Raw genomic sequence first — 16,971 nt, 5'->3', positions numbered from 1 at the left:
ATGGCCTTTTTGCATTTGTTCTAAAGCAATGACAATATTGTCACCTATGAACCACTCAGCACTAAAAGAGACTTAAATACAAACAGTTGGCATAAGCAGATCTTCTGGATGGTTTACTATGATTCCGCAGCCGGCTTGGGTAAGAAAGGTGGAATAAACGGGATTGAGAAGAGTTGAAACCCCAAAGCTGGATAGTTATGCAATATATTCGATGTTTTATATTTATGCTAATCTAAAGGAAAATATTTTGTCAGTAAGTATCAGGGTTAACTAATCAATCAATCAGTTGATTGTTTTATTTTTTTTCATGTTTTTAGATTAAACACATGTCATTGAGTTATATTGTCGCGTTTATAACTATAAATATAAATATTCTTCTTATCTTATGCTTTGGATGTATTTGATTTAACTTTAATATAACAAAAAACGATAAATAAGCTTTACTTTAAACCTGTGATACTTATGCTTGGAGAACCAATAAATATCTAAAAAAAGACTAAGGCCACTCATGTTAAAGAGTCAACTCCCTGCGGCCGCTACTGCAGATCCACAACAACCTATGACGAATATGCATCGCATAAAAGCTATCGTCGGTGCTTCCTCTGGCAATCTTGTCGAATGGTTTGATTTCTATGTCTACTCATTCTTCTCATTATATTTTGCTCATATCTTTTTCCCGGACGGTGATACGACTTCACAGTTACTGAAGACTGCGGGTATATTTGCCGCCGGATTCCTGATGCGGCCAATTGGTGGCTGGTTGTTTGGTTACATAGCGGATCGCTACGGCCGCAAAAATTCGATGCTGATCTCCGTGTGTATGATGTGTTTTGGGTCCTTTGTCATTGCCTGTCTGCCCTCATACTCTTCAATTGGGGTTGCTGCACCTGCACTGTTACTGTTGGCCCGTATGTTACAGGGACTATCAGTTGGAGGCGAGTATGGTACCAGCGCAACTTACATGAGTGAGGTGGCGGTTAAAGGGCGTAAAGGTTTTTATGCTTCGTTCCAGTATGTCACTCTGATTGGTGGACAACTGTTGGCAGTGTTAACTGTCGTTGTGTTACAGCAGATTTTGTCTGACCAGGAGTTACGGACATGGGGCTGGAGAATTCCCTTTATCATTGGAGCGGTACTGGCCATTATTGCCGTGTGGTTACGTCGTTCTCTGCATGAAACATCCGATTCAAAAATTCGTCAGCATAAAGATGCCGGTAGTCTGAAAGGGCTTCTGACTCACCACTGGCGTCCTTTCCTGATGGTCATTGGATTTACTGCCGGTGGATCTCTTAGCTTTTATACTTTCACCACTTATATGCAGAAGTACCTGGTGAATACAGTGGGATTCAATGTCAAATCAGCCAGTCTGATTATGACTTGTGCATTACTTATCTTTATGTTCCTACAGCCGGTCATTGGAGCGCTTTCAGATAAAATTGGTCGTCGTGCATCGATGTTAATTTTCGGTGCCGGAGTAACGTTATGTACCGTTCCTTTGCTGACATTATTGAAAATGCCTGGCAATAGTAGCACATTTACCTTACTCCTGATCGTAGTCGCTTTGTTGATTACCAGTTTTTATACCGCGATAAGCGGTGTGCTTAAAGCAGAAATGTTTCCACCAGAAATCAGGGCATTAGGTGTTGGGTTACCCTATGCCTTAGCCAACGCTATTTTTGGGGGTTCTGCCGAATACGTCGCGTTAACCCTGAAAGATGTCGGGACAGAGAGTTCGTTCTTCTGGTATGTTTCTGTGATGGGAGTGATTTCGTTCCTGATAGCGTTAGGGCTACACAGAAAAAATAAAGGTATTGAACTTTAACCGGTCAATCAACAGCCCCTCACGGGGCTGTTATTCCTGGTTTTGAAACCTCTGATTACTGTGCAATACGGAGCCGGAATGAGCAGTATCTGCCTTAATATGATAGTTAAAAATGAATCAGCTATTATTGCCGCGACCCTGCAAAATATTGTTCAGCATATGCAGATATCCTGCTGGGTGATATCTGATACCGGTTCTTCTGATAATACCTGTGATATTATTCGCCATTTTTTTTGTGAAGCCGGAATTGAAGGTGAACTTTACCAGGATGAGTGGGTGGATTTTGCCCATAACCGGAACCTGGCATTACAGCGTTGTCATGGGAAATCAGATTATGTGTTGTTTTTCGATGCCGACGATTTTTTTGAAGGGGAAGTCAATCATAAAGAGCTGACTCATCATAGCTACTTTATGAATATGTGTGATGAAAGTAAAACCACATATTACCTTCGAAAATTACTGATAAAAAATGACCCACGATTTAAATGGCGTGGAGTGCTGCATGAGTTTATTGAAGATCCTGTAAAAGATACCGGAACACTCAGTGGAAATTACAGAGTAATCTCAGGGCGGAAAGGTGCCCGGAGTGAGGAAAAAGATAAATACCTGCGTGATGCGGAAGTTTTGCAAGCTGCTTATCAAAAGGCTGCTGACCCGGATTTACAGCCGCGATATGCGTTTTACTGTGCACAGTCTTACCATGATGCCGCATTGTATGATGAAGATAATCGCCAACAGCTGTATCGAAATGCACTGCATTGGTACAAAGTGCGTCTGACAGAACAAGGTTTCTCTGAAGAGAAATATTATAGTCTGATGCGCATCGGACTGTTGTACGAACGTCTGGCTGATATTCCCGCGGCAATCCCTTTTTTGCTGGAAGCTTTTCAGGAAAATCCGCTACGTACCGAAAGTCTTTATCATTTGGCCAGAATTTATAATCATCTCGAAAAACATCATCTGGCTTATCAGTTTGCCCTGATGGCTAAAAAAGTGAAAATGCCGGAAGGCAACTTCTTGTTTGTTAACCATGATATCTATCATTTCTGGATTGATTATGAACTGATGATCAATGCATTCAAAGTGAAGGATTTTTCTGCCAGCTATGTTTATGCAAGAAAACTCCTTCTCGAAGACCGTAATGAGAATATGGCGGTCAGGGCAATAGCGGTGCTCCGTGATTTACCCGTTAATCTACAATCAGATTCGCTGCGTAACAAAAAACTACTTCGCCTCAGGCTGGATAAATACTCCCAGTATACTGCCGTAGAAGAACTTATACGGTTATTAAGATAACCTCTGGTATTATTGATGGCACCGCATGCAAAAAAAATGCTGACCAGTAAACTGATCAGCATTCATATCTTTATTTTCTGCAATATCAGAACTTCAGTTTAAATCCAACGCTGCCTTGTAAGGTCTGATAATCATGACTACCAGTGGCATAAGATGTATTTACCCACAAACTGGCCTGACGGGTCAACGCTGCCTCAACACCCAGTTTAGTTTCAAAGGCCGTTTTACCACCGATTGCCGCGACAGACGTTCCGTCGAGCTGCGGTGTTTGGTTCTTACTGCTGTTTTTGAGGTTAAACTCAACATAAGGTTGAATAAAACCATCTCTGCTGAGTGAAGTTATGTAACTCCGGACGCCCAGTCGGGTCTCTGTCGCCTTACCATTGCCGGTAATTCGGGTACCGGAATGCTCAGTGAAATCATCAGAGGTCACCCCAAGATAGGTAATCTGAGCCTGAGGCATGATCCAGAAACTGGTTTTATCATTACCTGTGACTTTCCAGGCATAACCTGTTTCGAATGCCCCGGTGATACCGCGCAGGTGGTATTTTTCATCCTGCAATTGATCACCCGAAACCGTAGCATTAAAATCATTCCAACGTAGCCAGCTATCGGTATACCATCCTGACTGATCTGCCGCATTCTCAAACCAGGTCAGATACATCCCGACACTATACCCATTAAGCTCACCTTTTGAACCGTAGCCGGTGACCGAAGATCGGGTTTTACTGTTGCTGTGACCGTATCCCGCCATTAAACCAAGGTGGAAACGTTGTTGATTCACGTCCCATTGCGCAATATCGCCACCCATTTCTACGGAAGTATCATAGATACGAGTATTGAGCTGGCCATAAGCATGACTCTCGGTACGTTTACCGGTACTGCGGATCCAGAAGCTGTTGGCCAAATTACTGTCTTTACCCTGGCCCATAATATTGTTTTCACCTACACGGTCATGCAGGGACATAGAGAACATATGGTTGGCACTCCAGGCATTGGCAGCATAACTACCCGTTTCCGGACGATAAACCGGAACATGGTGTTCACTGGACCCTGTTGATCCACTGTTTCCTGTAGCACCGGTATCACCAGTAGCACCCGTGGCACCAGTCTCACCTGTGGCGCCGGTAGACCCAGTCGCTCCGGTCGCGCCAGTGGCACCCGTAGCTCCGGTGGCGCCGGTAGAACCGGTCGCGCCAGTAGCCCCAGTCTCACCCGTGGCTCCGGTAGAACCAGTGGAACCGGTCGCTCCAGTAGCCCCAGTCTCACCCGTAGCTCCGGTAGCGCCGGTAGAGCCAGTGGCACCCGTAGCTCCAGTAGCTCCTGTGGCACCGGTAGCGCCGGTAGAGCCAGTGGCACCCGTAGCTCCGGTAGCTCCTGTGGCACCGGTAGCTCCGGTAGCGCCGGTAGAGCCAGTGGCACCCGTAGCTCCGGTAGCGCCGGTAGAGCCAGTGGCACCCGTAGCTCCGGTAGCTCCGGTAGCACCAGTGGCGCCGGTAGAACCGGTCGCGCCAGTAGCCCCATTCTCACCCGTGGCTCCTGTAGCGCCTGTGGCGCCTGTGGTACCCGTAGCTCCGGTAGTTCCTGTGGCACCGGTAGCGCCTGTGGCACCGGTAGCGCCTGTGGCACCGGTAGCGCCTGTGGCTCCGGTAGCGCCGGTAGAACCAGTCGCGCCAGTAGCCCCAGTCTCACCCGTGGCTCCTGTAGCGCCGGTCTCACCAGTTGCACCCGTAGCGCCAGTATCTCCCGTAGCCCCTGTTGTACCTGTCATTGAGGAACTTTCCAGATACCATGAACCATCATCGGCATGCTGGTTTAACAGGTATTCATAATTTCCTTTAACTACCCTTTTCTGCAGCAGAAATTCACCGTCCGAACTTCCGTCAACTTTGATCAGTTCAAGAGACTCCTGGCCGGTCGGATTGCTTATATTCAGATTATTAATCCACACCTGATCATAACCGTTGCCAGTGACGTTGCCTTTAATTTCAACGGTATCAGTATAAGATTTTCCATCGGCCCCGTTATCGCTGCTTTGTCCGGTACCGGTCAGGTAAGAGTCCATCAGCCAGAGATTATTCTGGGTGGTGTAATTACCTGAGATCACCATCTTATCGCCCGCCACTCTATTCGCCATATCGATGGTTGCACCGGAGGCAGTAAGATCTCCGCCGATGGTCAGTGTAGAGGGTGAAGAAGCCGTAGAATTGAGTTGCATCAGGCTATCGGTGGTGACATTACCACCCAGAGTGGTACTGCCATTGCTGATAAAGGTTCCCTGCAGGTCAATCGCTGATTCGGAGTCAGCACTGGCCGCCCAGGTGGAACCATCATTAAGCGTTAATTTACTGCCTTTTGCCAGGTTAATCTGTGAAACACTGGCATTATCACCAGCGGCATGGTTGAACGAGGTCGCATTAGTTGCGCTGCCAATGTTGATTACCGAACCACTGGTACCATTAATATCTCCGGCAACAGTGGGTTCTGCAACGACAGCCGAGGAAGATGCCAGTAAATTCAGGGTATTGGCACCCAGAGCCACATCACCGTTCAGGCTGCCATAGTTATTCAGCCCGGAAGTAATTGTTCCGCTTGTGGAGTATACCGAGTTGGTGCCGTTACCGGAGATAGTACCGTAGTTATTAAAGGTGTCGATGGTACCGCCGTTATACACCCCGTAATTGCTACCGCTGATCACCGCACCATTATTATTGGTTAAAGTTGTCAGATAGGGGGTGAGTACCAGACTGGATAAGGTTAATGGACTGAGGTTAATCCCGGTCCCTGATGAGGTAATGGTCCCTGAGTTGGTAATATAAGCATTGGTCACCTGCTTCGTGGTCAGAATATCGACACCAATATTCGTACCAGAGATCGATGCATTGGCATTGTTGACAACATAAGCCTGAGCGGCTGATGGGACCAGTAATTCTACTGCCGAAGCATGAGCTTTTAACGCATTAGAAGAGGATGTGCTTAGGGAACCGGTCTGAGTAATGGTTCCGCTATTGGTTAAGCCGACAATATTATTATAGGAGTAAGCGTAGGAACTCAATGCACGAAATGCGCCTAAGGAACTGGTGGCAGCATCCCTGAATGAAACCCCCCAGCCTGAGGATGAATTTATCGTACCATTATTTACAATCAGTTGGTCTACCGGACTATCATCGGCATCCATACCAATGGCACTACCAAAGTCCAGTGAACTTGTACTGGATGTACCAGTGTAGTTAACCGTTCCGTTATTGGTAATAGACATGCTGGCACGTGCATCAGGGGTGATCCAATTTGCGACCACCGACGTACCGTTGCCGTTAGTGGTGTAATAACCTGTACGTGAATACAATAAAGGCCGGGTTAAGCCTGAACCACTTACCGTCACACCATCAGCGACATTAATTTGCATCGCGGTTGATGAATTGGCGTTAGTCCAGCGTAATACCTGAGAGGTTTCGGCTGCTATTTTGGGGCTAAACTCGAGCAAAGACCCGTAGCCGGCATAGGAGCCACTTATCGCAGTAGTTACAGTATCTGAAGTACAATCAATCGTAGCATTCTGAATATAAGAACCACTATAACCATTGGTATTGGTTCCATTATTTGAGGTACAGGTAGCAAATGCACTAACAGGAATTGCAGAAACAGCTAATGCTGCAGTCACGACTAATCTGCTACGACCTTTCCCCTGACGACTACCCAGTTCAGAACATACCACCCAGGCTCTTTTAGCCTGGCACCATACTAGCCGGTATATTTTATTCATTTCATTTACATCCGTATCCATGCATCATTGCAGGGGATTACCCTGTTAATGATTATTTTTATTACGAATCTGCGAAATAGAAAATAAATACCTGCAACAATTAAATGATTATTAATGAGTCGGTCGGTAGATATTAATAAATACCTTCCTGGATAATAATAATTGAATGGTCGTAGTATAACTATTTCTCAGCTGTGTGTAGTCCGTTAAATAACGGGCTGTTAGTGATTTTTTTATTTTGTTAATAACCACCGGGAAAAGCCAGTGGGTAGGTGTAGCTAACCGGATACTGCCAAAAATGTTTTTTAATATTTATTAGTAGTATTATGAAATATCTCTTAACATTAATCCTACGTGATTAAAGCTATGTAAGCAATCTGAAGCGAATTGTTAATGATAGCAATAAGCAATCAACACGAATGATTTGATAGGCGAAAACTGACTTACGGGTTAACAGGTACTGGAAATGCTGACTGAAAAGACACAGGAAAGCAGAGAAAATCAGAGGTTAAACCTGAGTGTTGGCAACTCTGTATTCAGGGTTAGGAGAGATAAAGATATTAGCAAATGAGAAAATGAGAATCAGGCAATAAACCCCGTATTAACGGGGTTACAGAACTCAGAGAATCCGGCCTATCAGCCGGTCCATACGGATGCGTCTCATCCTGCGGATTAGTTTCTTTATCCGTGCAGGATACTCTGCAATACTCTCCAGGTCATTATAGTGTGCGACCACAGAAGTATGCTGACGTATCAGAGCAAGTTCTTTCACTTTTTGCTCCAGTAACTGGTGACGAGGATCATGGACCAGGATGGCATTTTCCAGATCCAACCGCCATGCACGAGGATTCAGGTTATTACCGGTGAGCAACATCCATTCATCATCGACCCAAATACCCTTCAGGTGATAACTGTTGTCTCCGTCTTTCCATAAACGTACCGTCAACTGCTTGTTATCAATGAAATATTGCAGGCGGCTGACAAACCGACGCAGATTGATTTCATAAAGATACGGCAAAGCACCGATTATTTTAAAGGGTTCCTGAGGCGGAATATAAAAATCATTGGCAGTTTTATCGCCAATAATTATTTCAACCTGTTTACCCTGACGCAGCAGGCGGATGATGTTACGAACCAGTATCGCCGGCAGATTAAAATAAGGAGTGCAGATAGTTAATTTATGTTCGGCACAGGGCATCAGATGGAAAATCGTCTGATTCAGAATATTGCGTTTACCCAGGCCGACTAAAGGCGTCACACTTAGCTCACCTTCCTGTGCCTGAGGTTCAAACTGATAGTTAAAGGTACGCAATTCCTGGCGGAACAAGCGTGTTTCATTTTTGATTTCCGGACTAGACGGTCTCTCGCTCTGATCCAGGCGATGAACAGCTTCAGCCTGCTTCAGGTTAATTCCGATCCATTCAAACATCGTGTCTGCCAGGGCTGAATTACGGATGATTTGATATCGATCGTAACGGTAGCGCTCCTGTTGATGGAGGTAAACATTGTTCAGGCTGGCGCCACTATAAATCACGCAATCATCGACAATAAATCCCTTCAGGTGCAATACACCCAGGGCTTCACGGGTATTCACAGGAATTCCGTAGACCGGAATGGCGATATCAGGATTGGCTGATGCCATTTCGCAATACCAGTCGGCATTGGTCGAACCTTTGGCTGCACCGATCCGTCCGCGCTGGGCGCGATGCCAGTCTACGCAAATACTGATATCCAGGGCCGGATTAGCTCGCCTGGCGGCGTAAAGTGCATCCATAATATTCCGCCCGCCTTCATCATTTTCCAGATACAAAGCGACAAGACAGATGCGCGTCGTGGCGGTGGCAATTTTTTCCAGCAGGGTACGGCGAAACTCAGCCGCAGAATAGAGCATGGTGAAATCAGCGGCTGATTGCGAAAGTGCGGGCAGTTGCGCGAGGTACTGTTGGTGATTATTGAGTTTAAATTTTGACAACATCACAATGCGCTTCTTCTCTGTTCAATGTATTGTCATCACTGACAATCTCATGGCCTTAACCTTGAAGTGTAACATTAACCATGTGATGTCGTGACAATTTTACTCTTCTGTACGTTTTTTTTCGGGTGCCTGCAGGGCAAGTTGCAGCGTAACAATCCCTTCATCCATCTGTCGCTCAATGCTAAAATTCAGTTTACGTGCCAGAGTGATCATTCCCTGATTATTGGGCATGGTAATGCCATTTAGCTGCTGCAAGCCATGCTGACGGGTATATAGGATCATTTTTTCCAACAGTAGTCGACCAAGACCGATATTTTTCAGATCAGATCTGACCAGGATTGAAAATTCTGCATCAACATTATCAGGATCAGAAATTGCTCTGGTGACGCCAATGATCTCGTCATGATCTTCAGCGGTATAAACGGCGACGATTGCCATTTCCCGATCATAATCGATCTGTGTCATGTTGGCTAAGTCTTCGTGAGTGAACTCATTGATTTCACTAAAATAGCGGTAATAGAGATCTTCTTTTGTCACTCTGGAGATGAACTCTTTAAGTCCGGGTTCATCTTCCGGCAGTATGGGGCGGAACAGACATTCGCGACTATCTTTCAGTACCACACTCTGTTCGAGGCGTTGCGGATAAGGGCGTATGGCCAGTCTGGATTCACTTTCACCACTAAACTCTTTCAGAGATACTGTGGCATCGAGTAGGGTGAGATTATTTCCGGAAGCCAGTAAAGGATGAATATCCAGCCACTCGATTTCCGGACAGTCAATAATCATATTAGAAATATGCACCAGGCACTGGCTAACCGCATTAATATCCAGGGACTGGAGTGAATTTCGGCCGCGTATCGCACCACGGATGATGGCCTGATTCACAAGGTTTTTTGCCAGGGTCATATTCAGAGGGGGAAGGGCAACGGCTGGCTGCTGATCTGTCTGCCATTCGCCATTTCCTTCACCGAGAATGATCACCGGGCCAAACAACGGGTCAGGTTTTACCGAAATTCTCAGCTCTTCTGCCCCGGCACGCCGGGCCATGCTCTGAACTACCAGACCCTGAATCTCAGCCTTAGGCCATGCGGTCCGGGCGCGGGATAATATGGCATCTGCCGCGCTGGCCACCTCTGCGGCAGTATGTAAATAGAGCATGACTCCCTGTATTTCTGACTTATGTGGAATATCCGGAGAGCGTAATTTTAGCGCTACCGGGTAACCAATATTGTCGGCAATGACCACGGCTTGTTGGCTGTCGGCTGCAGCCCAGGTTGACAAAGTATTTATCCCATACCCCTGAAAAATAGCCTGTACTTCATGGGTATCCAGACGGTTTCGCCCTTCAGCCAGCGTTTGCTGTAACAATTGGCGAATATTAATACGTGTTTGTGGTAAACGAGCGGGCAGTGAAGGCGTTTCCCGTAATTGCTTCTGGTTGCGCCGGTATTCGACCATATGCATAAATGCAGTCACCGTGCCTTCCGGAGTTCTCCAGGTGGGTATCCCTGCCCGGGTGAATGCCGCCCTCGCGTCACGTGACGAGTATTCTCCTCCCCAGTTGGTCAGCAAAGTCATTTGCCGGCCACGGGGGTGCTGTTTGACCAGTCGGATAATTTCATTGGCACTTTCACTGGCCGGAGAAACTGCGCTGGGGGCATGAATAATCATCAGTGCATCCAGGGCATGACTTTCCAGCAACGGGCTGATGACCGACAGGTAGCGTTCTGTTGTGGCATCATCTTTCAGATCCAGCGGGTTGCCTGCACGTACTGACGGAGGCAATACTTTATTCAGTGCTTCGGTCGTGGTCTGGTCCAGGCAGGCTAATGTGCCGTTACGTTCGGTGAGTTCATCCAGAGCCAGTGCTGCGGGTGCAGCACCGTTGCTGATGATAAATAACCGTTCGCCACGGAGCGGACGCATGTGGTTGAGAGTCTCTACCGCAGAAAACAACTCATGCGTATCTTTGACCCGTAGCATTCCCGCGCGCTGAATGGCGGCGTCCCATGCGGCATCCAGGCTGTCTGTCGTGCCGAGGAATTGCCTGGCCTGACGACTTCTGCCACTTTTGATGACCAGAATAGGTTTATTACGTGCAGCACTACGTGATGAAGAAACAAACCTCCGGGCATCTTCTAAATGCTCCAGTGACAGTAGTATGGCGCTGGTTTTACTGTCTCTGGCAAGGAAATCGAGTAAATCATCGACATCAATATCTACACTGTCTCCCAGAGCGATAAACCAGGAAAAACCAAGATTACGTTGTTGTGCCCAGTCAAGTAGCGTATTAGAAACTGCTGCTGATTGTGAAATAAATGCCAGTTTTCCGCGCTGAACGGGTACCGGAGAGAAACTGGCATTGATTCCCTGCCACGGAGAGAGCAGCCCAAGGCTATTAGGCCCAAGAATACGGATATTCCAGCGCGCCGCACACTCTTTTAATTCATTCAGCTGTTCTCGGGGAGCAGAAAGGATAATACAAGCCCGGCAGCCTTTTTCTCCTAATTGCTGCAGAATTTCCAGATTTCGTTGGGAATGGGTACAAATGATGGCAAGGTCAGGAACACAAGGTAGCCGGTCAACCGAAGGATAAGCCAGCACGCCACACACTGCCTGCCATGCAGGCGTCACAGGGAGTATCGGGCCATTAAATCCTCCTGCCAGCAGATTCTTCATCATCAGATGGCCGGCCCGGTCCTGTTTTTCGGACGCGCCAATCACCGCGATGGAACCAGGTTTAAGTAATGCTTCCAGACCACGCTGACTCATCTGTATCCTTCCTGTGCTGAAAGCCGTAGTTTATCTGTTTTCGGAGCGTTTTTCTGTGAGGTATGCCTGATGTGATGCTTTGCCCGCCAGATATCGATGTCGAAAACGTTCAAAGTGAGCCAGCAATCCTGATGCCGCTACGTTATCTCCCGCCTGTTCCAGCAATGCTATTGCGATTTCTGCGGTACAGTGTTGACCGGCTGTCGGCGATTCCCGCAGGCTGTAGCGAGAAGGCTGGGTCACATTCAGCGACATTACCGGGAAACGATCGAGCCAGGGACTTTTACGGAACATTTTTGCAGCTTCGGTCCAGGTACCATCCAGCATGACGAACAAGGGGGGGGGACCTATGACCGGTGGGGTAGTGATCACCTCGCGGCCCGGGGCTGCATAATGGCCCGGAAATACCACCAGAGGCTGTACGCTGTCATCACTGACAGTTGCCAATAATTGCTCTGGCGGTGCTGTACGTGACCATTCGAACGCGGTGGTCTGAGGCAAAATATCGGCAATCAGGCGACCAGTATTACTGGGTTTAAGAGGCTCAGTATCGAACATCACCAGACAGAACTGGCTGCGGGCAGATACCGGCGTGATGGTAGTGCATAAGCACTGCGCTACCGGTAACAGACAGCGCTGACAACGAACAACACGGTTTCCCCTGGCAAGGAACGGGCGGGTTGCTCTTGCCAGCCGTTGTGCCCTGAGGTTCAGGACGGCATTATCCAACATAATTTTTCACGATCAGGAAAAAGCGCAGTGTAATCGAAAAAAACTGACCTGCGTAGTCTGACGGAAAGCTTTCATCGTAAATTACAGGGATTCGTCCAGCCACTGTTTGAATGAGGCTTTGGGTAAAGCGCCCGCCATGGTGTCGACATGCTGTCCTTTCCGGAAGATCATTAATGTAGGAATACTGCGGATACGAAAACGGGCACTTAACGCGGCCTGCTGTTCAGTATTCACTTTGATAAAACGGATCTGTTCTGCCCGTTCTTCAGCTACATCTTCGAACACCGGAGCAAACCCGACACAGGGACCACACCAGGGCGCCCAGAAATCAATCACTACTGGCAGATCATCCTGTAACAGTTTATCCAGCGTCTGTTCAGTGGCATTAATAATTTCTCCGTCAAACAAGAGTTCTTTACAACGCCCACATTTCGCGGACTCACTGATTCTTTCCTCCGGCAGGCGGTTGGTGGCAAGACAGTGGCTGCATACGGTATTCATCATGACCTCTGATTAGGATTGTCGAAAAATATTGCGTATGATTATCAGGCATCCTGAACGGTTGAACCAGTAGGATCTGTCGATGACTATAATAGATGACAGCATCAAAGCCAAAGTTGATAGATTAGCAGCGTGACATCAGGTAATCTTCGCGCTCCAGGAACAGGAGGACACAATGAACGACGATGTAAAAGGCAAAAGCAGTAAAGTAAAAGTGATGTATGTTCGCAACGAGGATAATACCCGTCAACGTACCGGTAACCCGCGGACAGGCAAAGGAGGTCATTCTCCGTCACGTCAGCAGGAGCCAGGTCGTCGTCAGGAAGAAAAATCCCGTTCCCCGTGGCGGACAGTTTCCCGTTCCCCGGCAGAAGAGCCAAAAGTATTGCCAACTGAGACCGGACCAAGGCCAGTTATCGACCCTGAGGTTATCCGCAAACAGCGCCAGGAAGAAACCCGGGTGTATGGTGAAAATGCTTGTCAGGCTCTGTTCCAGAGCCGTCCTGAAGCGATTGTTCGTGCCTGGTTTGTTCAGAGTGTGACCCCACGCTTTCGTGAAACCTTACGCTGGCTGGCCGCTAACCGTAAAGCCTACCATGTGGTAGAAGATGCTGAGCTGGTAAAAGCCTCTGGCACTGAGCATCATGGTGGTGTCTGCTTCATTATTAAGAAACATATGGGGCTGGGCGTCAGCGAGTGGCTGGAACAGGCCGCAGAAAAAGAGTGTGTTCTGGCACTGGAAAATGTGGGGAATCCTCATAACCTTGGAGCCATTATGCGTAGCTGTGCCCACTTTGGCGCAAAAGGCATCCTCGTGGATGACGCTTCTTTGCTGGAGTCAGGGGCAGCGGTGCGTACCGCAGAAGGTGGTGCTGAGCATGTTCAGGCAATAACAGCGGAGAGTTTTGCTGAAGGACTGGATGCGTTTCGCCACGCGGGTTACACCATCGTGACAACTTCCAGTCATCAGGGCAGCCCGCTGTCTGCAACTGTGTTGCCTGAAAAAATGGTGCTGGTACTGGGTCAGGAAAGTGACGGGCTAAAAGAGTCTACCCTGAAACAGGGCGATATCAGCCTGTCGATTGATGGAACCGGAAGTGTTGAAAGCCTTAATGTCTCGGTTGCCACAGGGATTCTTCTGGCCGAATGGTGGCGTCAGAACCATTAAGCAGTCAAAAAAGCGCCTGACGGCGCTTTTTTTATCCTGATAGTCAGCAGAGTTAATGTGCACCTCCGCCGTCACTTTGTTTACCTCCGCCACTGCCAAACGGGGGTTTGGCAAACCAGATGGTGATCAGCAACAGAATAAAGATCCCTCCCGCGGCCCAGAAAATCTCGTTAGCCGAGATGATTAATCCCTGACTGGTAATTTGCTCAGCAATATACTCAGAAGCCTGCTGGTGGCTCATTCCCATTGATTCCAGCTGTTGGTACATATGACTGGCATTTGGATTAAAAGCAGTGACGGATTCTGTCAGTTGGCTGTGATGTAGTGACTCTCTGTCGGTCCACAAAGTGGTGGTGATTGAGGTCCCGATCGAGCCTGCCAGGGTTCGCAGAAAGTTAGACAGACTGGAGGCGGCTGCCATTCGTTCCGGAGGCAATCCGGATAAGGTTATTGTGGTTAACGGCATAAAAAAACAGGCAACAGCAAAGCCCTGGATAAACTGTGGCCATGCAGACGCCGCGAAATTCATTGCCGGTTCAAACGTATAAGCTCGCCAGTAAAAGCAAACGGCATACATAATGAAACTAAAAGTCACCAGCCATCGCATATCGATTTTATGCGCAAAACGGCCAATAATCGGTGACAGGATGACCGGTAATACCCCCACCGGTGCAGACGCCAACCCAGCCCAGGTCGCAGTGTAACCGAAAACTTCCTGTAATAACTGTGGCAGCAGTACGATTGTTCCAAAATAGAGCATATAAGCGAGACTGATGGAGACACAACCAATGGTGAAGTTTCTCGATTTGAATAAAGATAAATCGACGATTGGATGATCATCTGTCAGTTCCCAAATTAACAGGATAGAGAGTGCGATCACAGCAAAAACCGTCAGAGTAATAATCTCGGTTGAGTTGAACCAATCCAGTTCTTTACCCCTGTCCAGCATGACCTGCAGACAACCAATTCCCACCACCAGACAAACCAGCCCCACCAGATCAATCGGCTGTCGGGTAATTTTGGTTTCTCTACCACGAATTGTTTGCAGACTTAAGAATATCACTACCATACCAATCGGTACGTTAATGAAAAATATCCAGCCCCAGTGATAGTTATCACTGATCCAGCCACCGAGAATCGGACCACAAATCGGCGCCACAATCACGGTCATTGCCCATAATGAGAGGGCTATACTGCGTTTAGCGGGCGGGTAGTTATTCAGCAGCAAACTTTGTGAAAGAGGAATCAAGGGGCCTGCGACCACCCCCTGGATGACACGGAAGAAAATCAACATTGTCAGACTGTTCGACATTCCGCATGCCCAGGAGGCGATGGCAAATGCCACGGTGGAAAGCATAAACAGTCTGACCTCTCCGAACCGTCGGGCTAACCAGCCGGTCAACGGAATAGAAATGGCATTTGCGACGCCGAAAGAGGTGATAACCCAGGTCCCCTGGGAGTTTGATGCCCCCAGGTTACCTGCAATGGTCGGTATGGCTACGTTGGCAATAGTCGAGTCCAGCACCTGCATAAAGGTTGCTAACGACAAGGCAATCGTCATCAGAACCAGTTGGGTACCTTCGAGCGGTTTCTGCGCCATGGTTTTCTCCGCGGACATCAGCCGGCATTTGCCTTGATGATGTCAGAGATCATCTTATTCACCTGGCCTAATTGCAGTTCCAGCGCATTACTCTCATAAGCCGGTGTACTCCTTATTGAACTGGCGAGTACCTTTCCGTCTTTATTTGCGGTGTCAACAGTGACCAACGTTGATAAGCCGATACGCAGTGGATGCTTCGCGAGATCCTGTGGGTCGATATCAACGCGAACCGGCAAGCGTTGGACCACTTTAATCCAGTTACCGGTAGCATTCTGAGCAGGCAGCAGAGAGAAGGCGCTGCCGGTCCCCATATCCAGACCAACCACTTTGCCGTGGTATACGACATCATCGCCATAGATATCAGAAACAATGGTTGCCGGTTGACCAATGCGAACATCGGCAAGTTGTGTTTCTTTAAAGTTAGCATCCACCCACAACTGTTTATCAGGCACAACGGCCATCAAAGAGCTGGAAGAGGTAATCTGTGACCCCACCTGGACACTACGCTGGGAAACATAACCATCCACCGGGCTACGAATGTCGGTACGTTGTAAGGCCAGCCAGGCATCACGGACAGCGGTAGCACTTTGTTGTACAGCGGGCTGATTTTCCAGGGTGGTATTCAGTAAGATTGCCTGGTTAGCATTGTACTGTTGGGTCGCTACGTCGAGGTCTGCCTGGGCACTGGTCACAGCATCGCGGGCATGTTGCAGGTCTTCACGACCAATTAACTGTGATTTACCAAGAGGGATGCGCCGTTGTAAATCTGCCTGAGCCTGTGCCAGCGCAACTTTTTTCAGGGTAATATTAGCCTGATACTGTTTGCTGTTGATCATTTCCTGGCGAGTTTGGCGGACGCTGGTGGCGAGTGCTGTTTCTGCTTTGTCTAAAGCTTGTTGAGCATCGGTTTTATCCAGAGACACCAGAATGTCACCTTTTTTGACATAATCGGTATCATCAAACCAGACACGGGTAACGCTGCCTGAGACCTGCGGCATAATGACCACCTGATTGCCAGCAACATAGGCGTCATCGGTATCCTGATAATGGCTCAGCACCAGGAACCAATAGGCAAAATAGCCAATAGCAACAACCAGACAAACAATAGCCAACAGAATCAGCAAAGTTTTGCGTTTTTTCTTTTTATTTTGGGGCCGCGGGGCTCCGGATTGCAGAGTTTCCTCACCTGCACTCATAAAATTTTCCACCTGTCATTGGTATGGGGAACAGCAAATTTGGCCCGGTAATGCCAGTGTTTTTTCGCTGGCAAAGGTGCTGAAGCATAACCAAATCTTGATCGTAATCTTTAGCACTTGATGACATATTACCGTCGCGTGACTAA

The 16,971-nt window shown here is 47.9% G+C and carries 10 protein-coding genes; 3 read left to right on the top strand and 7 right to left on the bottom strand.

The window, feature by feature from the left end:
* The first annotated feature begins 559 nt into the window (after positions 1 to 559).
* Both B3Z23_RS03840 and B3Z23_RS03835 read left to right on the top strand, forming a co-directional pair.
* Entirely contained in the window at positions 560 to 1,822 is a 1,263-nt protein-coding gene (locus B3Z23_RS03840; protein WP_294901738.1) for an MFS family transporter, read from the top strand.
* Between the two features lie 78 nt (positions 1,823 to 1,900).
* On the top strand, positions 1,901 to 3,118 hold the full coding sequence (locus B3Z23_RS03835; RefSeq protein ID WP_294901731.1) for a glycosyltransferase: 1,218 nt from the start codon (positions 1,901 to 1,903) through the stop codon (positions 3,116 to 3,118).
* An 85-nt stretch (positions 3,119 to 3,203) separates the two neighbouring features.
* On the opposite strand, the gene B3Z23_RS03830 is transcribed toward B3Z23_RS03835, so the two are convergent.
* The 5 genes from B3Z23_RS03830 to trxC form a co-directional block, all read right to left on the bottom strand.
* A complete protein-coding gene (locus B3Z23_RS03830) occupies positions 3,204 to 6,881 on the bottom strand; it encodes an autotransporter outer membrane beta-barrel domain-containing protein (protein ID WP_294901729.1) in 3,678 nt (1,225 codons plus the stop codon).
* Positions 6,882 to 7,500: 619 nt separating this feature from the next.
* Positions 7,501 to 8,856, bottom strand: coding sequence for a CDP-diacylglycerol--serine O-phosphatidyltransferase (pssA, locus tag B3Z23_RS03825; protein ID WP_414716455.1), 1,356 nt, complete (start codon positions 8,854 to 8,856; stop codon positions 7,501 to 7,503).
* Positions 8,857 to 8,955: 99 nt separating this feature from the next.
* On the bottom strand, positions 8,956 to 11,628 hold the full coding sequence (locus B3Z23_RS03820; protein WP_294901725.1) for a bifunctional acetate--CoA ligase family protein/GNAT family N-acetyltransferase: 2,673 nt from the start codon (positions 11,626 to 11,628) through the stop codon (positions 8,956 to 8,958).
* Positions 11,629 to 11,658: 30 nt separating this feature from the next.
* Entirely contained in the window at positions 11,659 to 12,360 is a 702-nt protein-coding gene (locus B3Z23_RS03815; protein WP_294901723.1) for a tRNA-uridine aminocarboxypropyltransferase, read from the bottom strand.
* Between the two features lie 81 nt (positions 12,361 to 12,441).
* Positions 12,442 to 12,861, bottom strand: a complete 420-nt coding sequence (gene trxC / locus B3Z23_RS03810; protein ID WP_294901737.1) for a thioredoxin TrxC — start codon at positions 12,859 to 12,861, stop codon at positions 12,442 to 12,444.
* A gap of 175 nt (positions 12,862 to 13,036) precedes the next feature.
* Here trxC and B3Z23_RS03805 point away from each other — a divergent pair, with 175 nt between their 5' ends.
* A complete protein-coding gene (locus B3Z23_RS03805; protein ID WP_294901721.1) occupies positions 13,037 to 14,029 on the top strand; it encodes a tRNA/rRNA methyltransferase in 993 nt (330 codons plus the stop codon).
* Between the two features lie 52 nt (positions 14,030 to 14,081).
* Here the strand turns inward: B3Z23_RS03805 and emrB are convergent, their stop codons facing one another.
* Both emrB and emrA read right to left on the bottom strand, forming a co-directional pair.
* Entirely contained in the window at positions 14,082 to 15,629 is a 1,548-nt protein-coding gene (gene emrB / locus B3Z23_RS03800; protein WP_294901719.1) for a multidrug efflux MFS transporter permease subunit EmrB, read from the bottom strand.
* Between the two features lie 17 nt (positions 15,630 to 15,646).
* The gene (gene emrA / locus B3Z23_RS03795; protein ID WP_294901717.1) at positions 15,647 to 16,825 is read right to left on the bottom strand and encodes a multidrug efflux MFS transporter periplasmic adaptor subunit EmrA; all 1,179 of its coding nucleotides are present in this window, start codon (positions 16,823 to 16,825) and stop codon (positions 15,647 to 15,649) included.
* Between the last annotated feature and the right edge of the window lie 146 nt (positions 16,826 to 16,971).

This window comes from Tatumella sp. UBA2305, from assembly GCF_002345795.1.
Classification (GTDB): Bacteria; Pseudomonadota; Gammaproteobacteria; order Enterobacterales; family Enterobacteriaceae; genus Tatumella; species Tatumella morbirosei.
Note: the sequence above shows the minus strand (reverse complement) of the source record. Positions and strands in the feature narration are given on the sequence as shown.